Genomic DNA, 13,484 nt, shown 5'->3' with positions numbered 1-13,484 from the left:
CGCGCCCGGACCCGGCGGTCCCACTCCTTGAGCCCGCCCCTTGAGCCCGCCCCTGAGTCCGTCTCCTGAGCCCCCGCCTCAGCTGCCGGTACCGCCCGCGCCGCCCCGGGCCTCCCGGATTTCCTGCACCACCCGGGCCGCCGTCTGCCGTACCGCCTCGGTCTCGGTCAGGAAGTGCCACCAGTCCGGATGCCGCCCCTCCAGGCCCGCGACCGCGCGTTCCAGCCGCGCCACCGCTTCGTCCAGCGGTCCGGCATGCCGCGGATCCGGGGTGCTGCGGCCCGCCATGGCCAGCCGCTGGGCGTCCCGGACCGCGAAGCGGGTCCGGTCGATCTCCTTCTGCCGGTCGAACGACACCGAGTCCAGCCGCTGCAACCGGTCACCGGCCGCCGACACCGCGTCGTCGGTGGTGTTCAGCAGCGCGCGGACGGTCGCCAGCAGGCTCATGGCGTCCGCCCAGCGCTGCTCGTCCCGTGCCTGCTGCGCCTCCCGCAGCTTGATCTCGGACTGCCGGACGGAGTCCGCCGCCTGCTCCGGTACCCGCTGGAGGTCCTGCCAGCACGCCGCGCTGTACCGCCGTCGCAGCTCGCTGAGGACCGGATCGACCTTCCCGGCCCGCGTCGTGATCGCCTGCGCGCGGGTGCGCAGCGACACCAGCCGCTTGTCGATCTCCGCCGCCTTCTCCGGCAGCCGCTCGGCCTCGCTCCGTACGCCGTCGGCCTTGCGCCGCACCTCGTCGGCGCGCCGGATCGTTTCTTGTACGCCGTGCTGCCCGGCGCCCTGATTGAGCTTGGTCAGCTCCGGGGCGAGCGCCGCCAGCCGCGCCGCCAGGTCATCCGCCTTCAGCCCCTGCGCACGGACGGCGTCGAGCGCGTTGCTCGCCGCCAGCAGTGTCTGGCGGGCCCGTTCCACCGCCGGGGCGAGCCGCGCCAGCTGCGTCTCGGCGGTCTGCAGCAGCGGCCCCAGGCCCTGCGCGAACCTGTCGAGCTCGCCCTTGACGCGGTCCAGCTCCTCCTTGGCCCGCGTCAGATCGCCGCGCGCCCGCGACGCCGCCGCGGCATCGAGGTCGTCGCGGTCCAGGTCGTGGGCGTCGACGGCGGTGATATAGCCCTGGCTGACCTCGTCGATCCGGCGGCCGAAGGCCTCGTAGTCCTGGGCGGCCCGGCGCGCCGACGGCGAATCGTCGACCGCGGTGATCGTTTCTATGGAGATCCGCAGATCCCGGTGGGCGGTGTCCAGCTCGTAGAACGCCGCCGCCGCGGCATCCTTGGCAGCCTGCGCATCGGCCCGCTGGCTCTCCCCGCGCCCGAACCAGCGGCGGGTGCCGCCACCCGCGAACGCGGCCGGCGCCATCGCGGCCAACAACGGCAACGGCAGCAGCACGAGCGCCACGACATCCCGGACCGGACCCCCACGGGGTCGACGGCGTGCTCGCTGCTCATGCGGCTGCGTGTGTGTCGCCGTCACATCCCTCTCCCGATCGGATCGCTCCAGGGCCGTCATTCTCCCACCCGCGGAAACGAACGTGCTGGCCGGTAAGTTCGCAATTCGCGCACGGGTTTGCAGTGCAGGCCTGCGGGCAAGGTAGTCTGTCGGCTCGGCCAGGGCGCATAGCTCAGCGGTAGAGCGCTGCTCTTACAAAGCAGATGTCGGCGGTTCAAATCCGTCTGTGCCCACAACGGTAAAACGCCTGGTCAGCGGCCCTATCAACTGTTCCAGCGGGGGCCGCTGGCTTGGTCAAGAGTCCACTAAGAATCCACATCTCCAATGGATCATGCGGACGACCGCCCGTCGCAACGCAGCCGCCCCGCTCCCGGATCCGGGAGCGGGGCGGCTCGTTGACGAGATGGGCCGTGAGGCGGGACCTATTCGCTGTCAGCATCCTCGGGGGCGGACACGATGAAGCCGCGAAGCGGCGGACCCTCGTCACTCCCAATCGCCATCTCAGCCACCCGCAAGGACGCTACGAGATCGACATACTCCGGGTGAACCCACTCCATGACAGTCCTCTCGTCCGCTGGTGAATCAGGCTACGCGAATCCCTTGGGCTTCGGGATGGGCACGATCGGGCCGCGGTCGTCGGAGTGCTGGCAGTTCGCCGCCACGCGTACGCGGTCATCGTCCGGCCGGCGCCACATGTTCGGGTTGATGGAGTACCCGGCCTCCTCGATCAAGGACGTAGTTCGTGCGATCAGCGCCGCGTCATGGCGGGACGGGTCGGGGGACTCGGGCCGGTGGTGCACAACTGCACCGAGCCGGCTGCACAGCGCGGCATAGATCTCGGTGTGCAGAATGAGGGCGTGCCAGCCCTCATCTACGGTCCGGGACGGAACCAGGCGAACCTCGGGGAACAGGGCGCACGCGGCTACGAACGCGAGCGCCTCGTTGAGCACGGCGGCCGCGACCAGTCCATGCATCTCAGGGTTGTTGTCCGCGATGGTGGTCCTGACAGCCTCGAACTGTTCGTCGGTCAGTAACTCGCTGGCAGACTTGCTCATGGTGCTCTCCTTGTGTGGTGATGCCTCGCTTTGGAGGCCCGGTCCCGTCCCGGTCAGCGATCCGGCCAGATCACGACTGACCGGGACGGGGTTTGCGTACGGCCAGCCGCCGCCATAGTGAGGTTGCGGCGGCTGGCCTTCCCGCGGCGCCTCGGGGGTCGCAGCGCCACGGAGTCTTAGGGGCTCAGGATCGGCGGGTCGCCCGGCAGTCGGACACCAGCGCCGCGAGCCAGGATGCGGCCCACCGCCTCAGGCACCGCGCTAGGGCCAACCGTGCCGCGCGCGCAGATCCCGCACACGGTGATCCGGATGCACGGGCCGCTGGCAGAGTCGATCTGCACCTCGCGCAAGTCGAGATTCGAACCGCAGGCGCACGAGTCAGCCACGGTCGCCCCCGATGATGCCGACAACGAGCATGACCGGATCCGGGCGCTGCTCGTGGCTCACGGGGCAACCCGCATCGTGTATTCGTCCAGCAACCACAGGCAATCTCTGGCGAGCAGTTGGACCTGGACGAGACCCGAGAACGTACTGTCACCGAGCCCCTGCCTGGTCTGCCGCTCGATACCGTCAAGGCGTGCCGTTCTCCGGTGCCAGTCGATGCCGCCGCGCCACAGGCGCTCTGCCGCCTGGCGGGCGGACGGCAGTAGCAGGGCAATGTGTCCGCGGAGCATGCGTTCCAAGTCGACAATCTCGCCGGCGTGCATCGAGCTGGTGCCGCTACGGAGCGCCGCGGCGATTGTGGCCTCAATGGTGCCCACGTCTATCGGGTCTTCAGCGGCTGGCGCCGTCGGCGCGGCCGCCTGTTCGTCCACGGCACTCATGGTCATTTCCTGTCCACTCGTGGTGACTGAGGTAGGCCGAGCGTAGGGACTGAACTAGCACACACACAATCCCTCGACGTGAACTAGCTCAAAAGAGTGGCCGTGTGGGACCCTCGGCGCATGAGCACCCCGAATCTCCGCCTCGCCGAGCACTACCGCCAACAGATCCGGGACGGGAAACTGCGCCCAGGAGACAAGCTGCCCACCGTCCGTGACATGGCCGAGGAACACGGCGTCGCAACCGCCACTGTGCGCGCCGGCCTCTCATGGCTCCGCACCGAGGGATGGATCGTCACCACGCAGCGCGGCTCATGGGTCGCCGACGAGGTGGTCAACACCGCGGCGCCCGCCGACCGACTCGAACGCATCCGCCGCACCGGCTCCGTTCTCGGCGACGGCGAGACAAAGCGCGTGGTGTCTGCCGCGCTCATCATCCCGCCGCTCTACGTTGCCGAACTTTTCGATCAAGACCCGCGCGAACAGGTCGTTCGTCGCGAGTACGTCATCGGTACCGGCGCGCAACGCCTCGCCCTTGAGGTCGACTGGTACCCGGCAGCGTTCGCCGAGCAGGTGCCCGACCTCCTCGGCGCCGAGCCCGGACCGGCCACCGCTGAACACCCCGGCCGCGGCAACGATCTGTTGCGGCAAATCGAGCAGGCCACCGGACGAACCGTCACCAACGGACGTGACGCCATGCACGGACGGACAGCCGACCAGCGCGAGGCCGGACACCTCGGCATCGCCGTCGGCGCCCCGATCCTCGCCGGTACGCACGAGTGGAGCGACGATCAGGGCGTCATGGTCTATGGCGAATGGTGCCTTCCGGAACGGCTCACCATCGGCTACGAATACAAGATCTAGGATGCTCGGCAGATGAGCGCCCCACCTCGTACGGAGAGGTGGGGCGCTTGCGTATGAGCGGGTCACGGTCGACGGCGTTCCGGGGCGAGGATCGCAGGCGGCGCGCTGGTCGTCGGGGATGGATCAGGTGACGGGGCCCCGTCGCGGCGACAGACAAGCGCGTCGGGATCGTTTGCGGGCGGCTGGAGCGAGTAGCCGTCTGGGCAGGTCTGGCCATCCTTCCCGTCACGGCCGTCGGTCCCGTCCTGACCGTCGACTCCGTCCCGTCCTTGTGGGCCTGCGGGGCCTGCGGGACCGGCCGGGCCGGGAACGGTACTGTCCGCGCCGGGCTGCCCGTCGGCACCGTTCTGGCCGTTCTTGCCGTTGGTCCCGTTCTTCCCCGGCTGGCCAACTCCGTTCGTGCCGTTCTTCCCCGGCGGACCCTGCTCCCCTCGGGGGCCGGGGATCGGCACCGGCACCCGCGCCCGATCCCGTAGGCCGTCGATGGCCTGAGATGGGTCCGGCGCGGCCGGCGTCCGACCCGCGGCTTTCACCTGCGCGCGGAGTGTCCGTACATCAGCGGCGAGGGTCGTCACAGCCGATCCGCGCCGGTCGGCCTCGGCGGCGAGTTGGTCGGCACGGTCGGCCTCGGTCGTGATGCGGGCCCAGATGACGATGACGGCACCGGCGAGCGCGACGAGGGTGCAGACGAGCGCGAGGGAACGCCATCGGTGCGCAAGAGCCCGCTCGGTGCGGGTCACGGGGTACCTCCGAGTTGGATCACGAGGGCACGCAGCCGGATCAGCTCTGCCTGATCGGCGGCGCGTAGCGAGTGGGACTCGGTGAGCTGAAGGCGGAGCGCGTCGCGCTCCTCCTGTAGGTCTTGGGTGAGGGAGCTGTAGCCGGTGATGGCGTTCTCACCGCGCTTTCCCACGAACGCCACCACGCCGCCGACGACCGCGCCCACGCCCACGAGCAGGCTGCCGAGGGTGGTGGCGTCCAAGGCGACTCCTATTCGGGCAGGGACGTCGAGCCGATGCGCGGCGTGTGGCGAGCGTTGTAGCCGCTGAGGAACACCACGAGCGGCGGCACTATCAGCGTCGCGAGGTGCTGCAACCACGCAGGAGCGGAGCCGAGCAACTCGGCGTCTCCGACAGTGGCGTTGAGAACGGTGATGGCGACGGCGGCGGCGACACTGCCGAGCGTCGCTGCGCTCACCTTCTTTTCGACGGGGGCGGTTGGCATGGCGTGTCTCCTCACTTGAGCCTGAGCTTTTGACCGACGCGAATCACGTCGGGGTCCTTGAGGCGGTTGAGCTTCACGAGCGCGGCCACCGTGGTCCTGAACCTCCTGGCGATGGCGCCGAGGGTGTCGCCGGACTTGACGGTGTACGTCGAGGACGTGCCGCCGGGCTTCACCTTGAGGCGGGCGGCCACGTCGTCCCGGTACTCGTCCATGTCCGCGAATCGCTCGCCGCGGGGGTCGATCTTCCCCGGCTGCCACTCCTTGTGACCGATCACCGACCGCGCCGACCAGCCATGCGCCCGGCACAGTGCAGCCGCGGCCTTGACCATGGCGTCGTACTGGACGGCCGGCCACGGGTCGCGGCCGTCGCCGAGGTTCTCGCACTCGAAGCCGTAGAAGCGCGAGTTGCCGTCGGTGTTCGCCTCGTTCGCGGGCGGCGGTCGGTCGCCGTACGACTCGGCGATGACGGCACGGAGGACGTCGTCGTCGCCGAGTCCCGCATGGTTCGCCCTGCCGTAACCGACGACGTGAACGGTGCCGTCCTTGGCGATGACTCCGTGGCACAGCGGGCCGGGCAGGGAGCTGTAGCCCTTGCGGCATATCGCGACGGTTGCGTCAGTCCCGGATGTCACGGTGTGGTGCATCATCACGCCGTTCATCGGGCCCCACGCGCCCTTGCTGTTGCGGTTGTGGTGTTCGGCGTCGCCGACGATTTCGACGGTCAGGCCCTCGGCCCGCAGGGCGGAGATGAAGCGGGTGAAGGTGAGGGGAGTTGCCATGGCGTTCCTTTCAGAGTTGGCGAGCGAATCGCGGGGCGGACCCGATGGAGCCGCCGCCGCCGAACTTGCCGCCGGTGGTGGCGCCCGCGGTCCGCTTGGTCTGGATCTGGATCTTCAGATCGGGGGCGTTGCGGTACGGGGAGAGATCGAGGGTCACCGTGGGCAGCACGTACGTCAGCGAGGCGGGGACCGAGCCTGAGCCAATGACGGTCGTGTCGTTGACGACTACCTGCCATAGGCCGCCGGTGTAGTTGGGGCTGACGTAGTCGCCGATGAAGACCAAGCCGAGGGACAGCAGCGCCGTTCGCGGGCTGATGATCGTTTCCCACGTCGTTGAGAAAGACGTGCTCGTGTCGTCGTAGACCATGACCCGGCTGTTCGTCGGGTAGAACGGGACCTCGTCGACCTCACGGCCGGAGCGCTCCAACCGGTCGAGGCGACCCTCAAGGATCGCGAGGCGCTCCATCGGGTCGCGGCTCTTCGAGTACTGCGGCATGTCACACCGCCCCGCACATGAGGGTGATGCGCTCCGCGCCGGACGTGGCTGTGGTCTCGATGGACAGGATGCGTAGCTCTTGCTGGCGGCCGGCCGGAGTCTTTTGATCCGGCTCGATCACGAACAGCGCCACGTCCCCAACCGAGTAGCTACCGAACACCGGGTCGGCGTCGGCCATCACCTCGAACGTGGGCTGTACGTCCGCCTGCGACCGGGCCGCCACGTCCGCGCGCGCGAGGCCGTCGATACGGGACTGTTCGAGGACATCCGAATACGTCGTCACGGACTCCAGCAGCGGGTACCCCGCGGCCAGTAGGTCTGTCGCCTGCGCCGTGCTGGTGAGCCGGGCCTCGCCGTTGCCGGCGCCGAGCGCGCTGACCTCGGTCGCCAACTCAACACCGTTCTCCGGCCACTTGTAGTCGAGGATCGACGGCTCCGGCCCACCGTTGGAGAACACGAGGCCGCTCTCAGCCGCGCTCTGCCGGCCGCGCCGCGGGTACCACACCCGGGCCCGTTTGACCCTCGACGGTGGGTCGTTGTTGGCGGGCTGCGTCCAGAACACATCGACGCCGAAATCAAACCCGTCGTCGGCCGCGGCGAGGGCGGCGATTGCGTCGTAGATCACGGGCCGCTCGTAGCCGTAGTAGGCAGCCACACGGTTGATGCCGGTGGGCGACTCGGCGGCAATGTTCGAGACGGTGATACCGATCTCGCCGTACGGCTGGACGTTGGCGTACCGCAGCAGCGACCACGCCAGATATCGCTGATCTGTGTACAGTCGCTGGCCGTCCGGAACGTAATCGGTATCGGTGATCAGACTGGTATCGGTGGCCAGTGTCGTTTTGACGGTGCGTCGCTGGTAGTACGACATGAACTCGGCCGCTTGGATGCTGCGGCCGGTGGTGGTCGGGTCGTCGCGGGTCCACACGATCCCGGCCCACACGATCACCCCGTCTCGGTCGACATACAGCGCGGTCCGGGACGGGCGCGTGGCGGTGTCGGGGTCGAGGGGGATGGTGTCGTCGGTGTACGGCACGAATGCGGACAAGGTGCCGATGCCGTTCAGTTCCGTCGTGTACTTGACGTCGCTGAGCGGGAGCTCGGCGAGGACTGCGTCTGTGACGAGGTCACAGAACAGGTACGTGTAGGTGTGGGCCATCACGCACACCGCTGGATGCGCAGCCACGAGTCCGTACGCATGATCGTCGCGGTGGTGTCCGATGCGGCCTGCGCCCACTGCACCACGAGAGACCCCGCGGTGCCGGCGGTCCGGAGGATGCCGCGCAGATGCAGCGTCTCGTCTACGGTGTCCGCGCCGTATGAACGCGGCTGGACGCTGACGATGCTGTTGGGGTTCATGCGGATGGTGTGGCCGCCCGTCGCCACGTTGGCCGGTACGTCGCGGCCGTAGCCGACGGCGGACCATGAGCCGTCGGCCGATGTCGGCGCAGAGAGGGCGACGTTGACATCACCGGTCGTGCCGCCCGAGTAGATCAGGTAGGCGTCAACTGTGTATGTGGCGAACGTAGCGACGGGCACGGACAAATGCGGGTCCGCGGACATGGTGACCGTGGATGCCCGAGACGTGTCCGCGCTCTTCCTGGCGAAAGCAAACGCACCGCTACCGAGGGCGAGCGGCACGACGGTGCCATCGGACTTGCCGTAGACGAACAGATCGCCGTCGACCAGATACATCGTCTGGCCGGGGTGCGGCCGGTTCGGGTAGGTGTTGAGGGTGGTCGGCAGGATCCCGCCTGCGGCAACGCTGTAGTTCCGACTGTCGGTGATGTTGCCGGCCGTGATGCTCGTGACCGAGGGGTTTACGGTGACGCTCGCGAGGATCTGTGCGTTATTCGGCAGCGTGGGCAGGACCGCGGCGCCGGCCGACGCGGCGTACGCACCCTGGATCACCTCAAGGCGCCATTCGTTGGCGCTGCCGCTGGTCTCCGCGTCGTACACCGACGCGACGACCGCGTCCTTCCGGTACTGCCCGGCCCCGCCCGCCGGGGCGATGGTCAGGATTTTGTCGGCGTCGTTGACGCATGTGTATGCGCCGTAGCCGCCTACGTCGTGGTTGTCGATCCAGCAGAACCCGGCCGACACGATCACGGTCATGTTCGGCGTGGCCGCGGCCCGCACCTTGAGTTGATAGTTCTGGTAGCTCGGCTTCACGCCCTGCCGGATGCGGAGCGGCGTCGACTCATCGGCCAGAAACCCGGGGTAGCACAGTCCCGCACTGATCGCGCCGAGCCGGTCGTTGCGAGCAGGGTAAGAGCCTGCCTGCATCCATGCCGGCGGAGTTACTTCGGCCATTGCTGGCCTCCCTTCCTACAGGCTCGTGTCCCGCCACGTGACGGTGAGCAGGCTGGTTTGGCCGGGCGCGCCCGGCAGGGCAGCGCCGCGGTAGGCGATCTCGTTGTCGCCGGGGGCGAGGACGGGCCACGTCGAGCCGGCCCGCACCCAGTCACGGCGGGGCGTCGATCCCATGAGCAGGACCGACCGAGTGCGGGTGTCGATGAGCAGGAACTCCCCGGTCTGGAGAGTTCCGGTGAGGCTGAGCGTCGCGCCCGTCCCGGCGTCGTCGGCGTCGTCCGCCGAGCCGACCAGCTCGACGACGGGCGCGGCGACGGGGCCGTCAATGCGCAGCACGGGGTACGCCTCGGAGTCCCCGGCGTTGGTGATGGTGAGCCGGCCGGACGAACCTGCGGCGCCGTACACCCGCGGGAACGCGAGCGGGTACGTCCGGCCGGCGCTCGGGCTGTAGGCGGTGGTCGAGGCGGTGTGCTCGGCGAGGGAGTACAGGCGCGGGTCCGGGCAGTAGATCTCAAGGGCGGCCTCGCCCGTCCGCCACAAGTAGTGGGCGTCATACGGGATCGCGCGCTTGCGCACCTTGCCGTAGGCCAGTAGATCCCAGTCGAGGAACTGGAGCGGCGCCGGAACCCGGCCCGGCTGCGTCGCCGCCCGCAACGCCACCTTGAGATCCCGCAGTTGGTACGGGTCATCAGCACGGATCACCAGGCCGAGCTGGATGGTGCGGGCCCCGGTCACGTCCGGTCCGGAGTACGCACCGTGCTGGAACGGCCGGTCGGTGTCGTCGCCGCGGACCTCGGGCATATCGTCCACGCCGGTGACGGACTCGACGCCGTACGGGCTGCCGGGACCCATGACCAGGTCACCCCATTGGATACGGCCAACGGCCTCTGAGGGCATGCTCATCGCCTCCCTACGAGGCCCTGCCAGGACAGGGCACGCAGGATGCCGTCCGGGCTGGCGTCGGTCTGGTAGAGGTTGAAGGTGTTGTTCGTCGAGCCGGCCGCCGCTCCTGCGTAGGCGCCGCTGAGCGCACCGACGGCCGGGACCCCGGACGCTGCGCGGGTCGCCGCGGTGGCGAGAGTCCCGGATGCTGCGGCTACGGCGCCGGTCGCGCCGAGCATGCCCCGGCGCAGGCCCTCGGCGGTCTGCGCGCCGATGTCGGCGAACACCCGACTCGGGCTATGGATCTTCAGCTTGGATTTGATCGCCCGCACCATCGAGACGGCGATCTTCTCCATCTGCCGCTCGATGCTGGCCTGACTCCGCTTAAGGCCGTCTACGAGCCCCTGCGCGGCGCGGACACCCGAGCCGTACATCTGGTCTGCCACCGTCGAGCCGACCTTGCCTGCGGCTGTAGAGAGCTGCGATTGCAGCAAGTTGATGCGGGCGAGGTCTGCGGCAGACGCGCGGGATAGTGCGGTCGCAGTGGCGCTACCGCTTTCGACTCCGGCATCGGTGATCTGCTGCAACAGATCGGCGCGCAACCCGCGCTTGCGGAGCGCGGCGATCTGATTGGCGAACGCGCCGGTCTTCTTCAGCGCCTGTTGCAGACCGACGGTAATTGCGGTGACGCTGTTCACGTCGGCGCGACCCTCGGCGATATTGGCCTCGCCGAGGATTCGACCCTTCGTTTCCGAGGCCAACTTGTCGCGTTCTTTGGTGATGTCCGTCAGTTTCTTCGTGGCGGCGGCGAGGCTCTTTGCCGCGGCGTCCCGACGAGCGGCCAGCCGGAGAATGCTCGTGTTGTCACGTTCGATGCGAGACAGCAACGAACCGAGCCCTGAAGTCTTCCGGCGATTCTTGGCGTTGATTCCGATAGACCGCTCGATGAGCGTCGTAACCTGTCCCAGTTTGCTTTTGAGGGATTTGGTGCTTGCGTCGATTCCATCGATGAGGCCCCGGATCAGGGTCTTACCGGCGGGCGTGAGCAGCGTGGCGTCTCGCCTCGGCGGTCCCTTCCAGTCCGGGATCATGTTGGTGAGGCCGTTGAGAACGGATTGCACGCCGGGGATCGCCGACCGGATCCCGGTGATGAGGCCGCGGACGATCGACGTGCCGGCATTCCACAGCAGGCCGCCGAGGTTGCCGAGGGCGCCCGCGATCCGGCCGGGCAGGCCGCCCACCCATGACACGGCCTGACTCATGCCGGACCGGATCATGCCGGTAAACCGCGCGGCTGCGTCACCGGCGAGGGACGCGATCCGGCCCGGCAGACTGGCCAGAACACCGAGGGCTTTACCGGGCAGGCTGGCCAGCCACGAGACGATGCCGCGGACCATGTCCGGGATGACGCTGTGTCCGACGAGGTGATCGTAAAGCCATTCAAAGCCGGAACTGATCTTGTTGACAAACCATGTGATGGCTTTGATCCCTGGGGCCATGTATTTCTGTAGGCCGCTAATGAAGGTGATCAGCTTTTGAAGCGCCGGAATCGCGTATTTGGTAACGGCATTGACCGCCATGGCGAAAAGCGCGGAGGCCAGTTTTACGATGGGTGGTATGAGGGGGACGATCGCCGGGAGGAGTTGATTTATAACCGTCATGCTCAATTTCGTGAGCTGCGGAAGAAGGGGGGCTATGGCAGACAAGAGATCCCCGCCGGCTTTTCCGACTTCACCCAGGGATTTCGCTATCTGCGGCATCATGGGTTGCAAAGAATTGAAGATCACAGATAGTTCATCAAGGTTACCCTTTATCAAACTGGCTATGATTTTCACCAGCCCACTCAGCACGGGGGCCAAGTAACTACTCAAACCCACGGCTAGCTGCGTCACTACGGGTGCGAGCGACTGGAACAGCCGACTCAAGGCGCCGAACACGGGCTGAATGGCAGGGAGCAGGGCGGCGACGATCTTGCCGATTCCGGTCAAGAGCGGCGCTAGTGCGACAACGAGCTTGCCTACCGCGCCCGCCACAGACGCGAGTAGCGGACCGAGCGCACGTATGACGGGCTGAAGAGTGGCCCCGAGGGCCTTGATCAACGTTTGTGCCGGCGGTCCCAGCTTTTGCAGCACACCGCCCACGACGCCGAGGGCCTGCCCGAGGAGCGGCCCGGCTGTCGTAGCGAGTTGCGACATCGTAGAGAAAAGGCTCTTCAGTCCTCCCTGCACTTCGGGACCGGCGAACGCCTTTTTGAGGCTGTCTGTGATTTTCGAGATGACTCCGAGGAATCCGCCGCCGCTGGTCTGCGCGGCAGAGAAGATGGAGCGGAAGATGTCCGCCACGTTGCCAGCTACGTGAATGAGTTGCCCCGCCAGACTCACGGCCGTTTCAATGGCGCGCTCCATGGCGCCCGACTTGAAAGCCGTATTCATTTTGGCGGAGAGCTGATCCAGCTTCTCGCCCGCGAACTTACTCAGTCTCTGGAATGCGGGCGCGGCAGCGGCGCCCACCTGCCCGAGCCCCTGCACCACAATCCCGGGCAGTTTCGAGAACTGCCGCATGCCTGCCGTGGCTCCCTGCAATGCCGTGCCGAGGGTGCCGTCCCGGGCGAGCGTCCGCGCCGCCGACAGGGCACTCTGAGCCATCCGGTTGAGGGTGCCGGCCGAGGTGTTGAGGGCCTGCCGCAGCGCGGGCAGGGTAGCGCTCGCCGTGGCCTTGAGCTGAGTATCAAGGCCCGCAAAGACCTTGTCCTGGACACTGCGCCGTAGGGCGTCGAGCGCGGGCTGTGCCTGGTGGATCGTCTCGACGAACGCCCGCGCATGCGGTGAAAGCTTGGCGAGTGCCTCGCCGTACTTGGTCGCGGCCTCGGGGTCGAGGGCGGCCGTGACCGCGTCGCCCACGCCCGTCATCGCGAGTTTCAGCGTGCCGGCCGTCGCCGCCACACCGAGCACGCCCGTAGCGGCCAGCCCTGCGGCCGGGGCCATCTGCTGGAGGGCCGCCACGGCGCCCGCGGCCACTGGCACGATCGAGCCGACCGCCGTGCCCACCCTGGCCAGCGTCGCGGACAGGCCGCCGAGACCGCTTGTCATTGCGCTGAGCCGGCCGAGGGCGCCTCGCAGGCGCTCCGTGTTCTCCTCGGCGTCGTGCACCTCGACGTGCACATCGATCTCGGGCTCGACGGCGTCCACCGCGGTGGCGGCGGCGCGGATGTCCGCGAGGTTCGCGGCTGCCTCGGCGACGGACGCGCGTACGTCGATGTCGGGGTGTGTGCGGGCGAGGCGCTCGATGTGGGGTTCGAGCCGATCCATCTGCCGGAGCGCGTCTTCGATGCTGATATCGACGCCGATGCGCTGGTTGCCGAGGCGCTGGAGTTCCCGCCGGACGCGGTCTAGGTCCCTGTCGAACCCGTTGGAGTTGGCGTCGATTTCGACGGGTGGGATGTCGTTCGTCGCTGCCTGCACCCGGCGTTGCAGGGACTCGCCGAGGGCCTGCCCGACGGCGGAGCCTTGCCGGGTGGCGTCCGCGACGATCCCCGAGGTGTTCTGGAGATCTACTTGCAGGTGGCTGACCAAGTTCGGCAGGTTGATCTCATCGGCCATCGCGGTCA

At 68.0% G+C, this 13,484-nt stretch carries 13 protein-coding genes and 1 tRNA gene; 2 read left to right on the top strand and 12 right to left on the bottom strand.

Annotated features, from left to right (window positions below; genetic code table 11):
- Window positions 1-78: 78 nt before the first annotated feature.
- The gene (locus FCH28_RS09835) at window positions 79-1,467 is read right to left on the bottom strand and encodes a hypothetical protein (protein WP_136739410.1); all 1,389 of its coding nucleotides are present in this window, start codon (window positions 1,465-1,467) and stop codon (window positions 79-81) included.
- A 137-nt stretch (window positions 1,468-1,604) separates the two neighbouring features.
- On the opposite strand from FCH28_RS09835, the gene FCH28_RS09830 reads away from it, so the two are divergent.
- A tRNA-Val gene (locus tag FCH28_RS09830) sits at window positions 1,605-1,676 on the top strand.
- A 354-nt stretch (window positions 1,677-2,030) separates the two neighbouring features.
- On the opposite strand, the gene FCH28_RS09825 is transcribed toward FCH28_RS09830, so the two are convergent.
- Both FCH28_RS09825 and FCH28_RS09820 read right to left on the bottom strand, forming a co-directional pair.
- Complete coding sequence (locus FCH28_RS09825) at window positions 2,031-2,498, bottom strand: glycine-rich domain-containing protein (RefSeq protein ID WP_136739408.1); 468 nt, start codon at window positions 2,496-2,498, stop codon at window positions 2,031-2,033.
- Between the two features lie 443 nt (window positions 2,499-2,941).
- The gene (locus FCH28_RS09820) at window positions 2,942-3,322 is read right to left on the bottom strand and encodes a DUF6415 family natural product biosynthesis protein (protein ID WP_136739406.1); all 381 of its coding nucleotides are present in this window, start codon (window positions 3,320-3,322) and stop codon (window positions 2,942-2,944) included.
- Between the two features lie 120 nt (window positions 3,323-3,442).
- On the opposite strand from FCH28_RS09820, the gene FCH28_RS09815 reads away from it, so the two are divergent.
- Entirely contained in the window at window positions 3,443-4,183 is a 741-nt protein-coding gene (locus tag FCH28_RS09815) for a GntR family transcriptional regulator (protein WP_136739405.1), read from the top strand.
- Window positions 4,184-4,245: 62 nt separating this feature from the next.
- Here FCH28_RS09815 and FCH28_RS09810 read toward each other — a convergent pair whose 3' ends face one another.
- From FCH28_RS09810 to FCH28_RS09770, 9 genes are read right to left on the bottom strand one after another with little or no spacing between them, the layout of a single operon-like run.
- Window positions 4,246-4,923, bottom strand: coding sequence for a collagen-like protein (locus tag FCH28_RS09810; protein WP_136739403.1), 678 nt, complete (start codon window positions 4,921-4,923; stop codon window positions 4,246-4,248).
- Complete coding sequence (locus tag FCH28_RS09805; protein ID WP_136739402.1) at window positions 4,920-5,165, bottom strand: hypothetical protein; 246 nt, start codon at window positions 5,163-5,165, stop codon at window positions 4,920-4,922. The genes FCH28_RS09810 and FCH28_RS09805 overlap by 4 nt, the downstream gene beginning before the upstream one ends.
- 8 nt (window positions 5,166-5,173) lie before the next feature.
- A complete protein-coding gene (locus FCH28_RS09800) occupies window positions 5,174-5,407 on the bottom strand; it encodes a holin (protein WP_136739400.1) in 234 nt (77 codons plus the stop codon).
- Between the two features lie 11 nt (window positions 5,408-5,418).
- The gene (locus tag FCH28_RS09795) at window positions 5,419-6,186 is read right to left on the bottom strand and encodes an N-acetylmuramoyl-L-alanine amidase (RefSeq protein ID WP_136739399.1); all 768 of its coding nucleotides are present in this window, start codon (window positions 6,184-6,186) and stop codon (window positions 5,419-5,421) included.
- A gap of 10 nt (window positions 6,187-6,196) precedes the next feature.
- Entirely contained in the window at window positions 6,197-6,682 is a 486-nt protein-coding gene (locus tag FCH28_RS09790; protein WP_136739397.1) for a hypothetical protein, read from the bottom strand.
- A 1-nt stretch (window position 6,683) separates the two neighbouring features.
- Window positions 6,684-7,841 (bottom strand): hypothetical protein, encoded by a 1,158-nt coding sequence (locus FCH28_RS09785; protein ID WP_136739396.1) that lies wholly within the window; start codon window positions 7,839-7,841, stop codon window positions 6,684-6,686.
- Window positions 7,841-8,995 (bottom strand): hypothetical protein, encoded by a 1,155-nt coding sequence (locus FCH28_RS09780; RefSeq protein WP_136739395.1) that lies wholly within the window; start codon window positions 8,993-8,995, stop codon window positions 7,841-7,843. Before FCH28_RS09780 ends, FCH28_RS09785 begins: the two co-directional genes overlap by 1 nt.
- 15 nt (window positions 8,996-9,010) lie before the next feature.
- Complete coding sequence (locus FCH28_RS09775; RefSeq protein WP_136739394.1) at window positions 9,011-9,898, bottom strand: phage distal tail protein; 888 nt, start codon at window positions 9,896-9,898, stop codon at window positions 9,011-9,013.
- On the bottom strand, window positions 9,895-13,476 hold the full coding sequence (locus FCH28_RS09770) for a phage tail protein (protein ID WP_136739393.1): 3,582 nt from the start codon (window positions 13,474-13,476) through the stop codon (window positions 9,895-9,897). Before FCH28_RS09770 ends, FCH28_RS09775 begins: the two co-directional genes overlap by 4 nt.
- Window positions 13,477-13,484: the final 8 nt, after the last annotated feature.

It is taken from the genome of Streptomyces piniterrae (assembly GCF_005048155.1).
Taxonomy (GTDB): domain Bacteria; phylum Actinomycetota; class Actinomycetes; order Streptomycetales; family Streptomycetaceae; genus Streptomyces; species Streptomyces piniterrae.
This window is presented reverse-complemented; position numbering and strand designations above follow the sequence as displayed.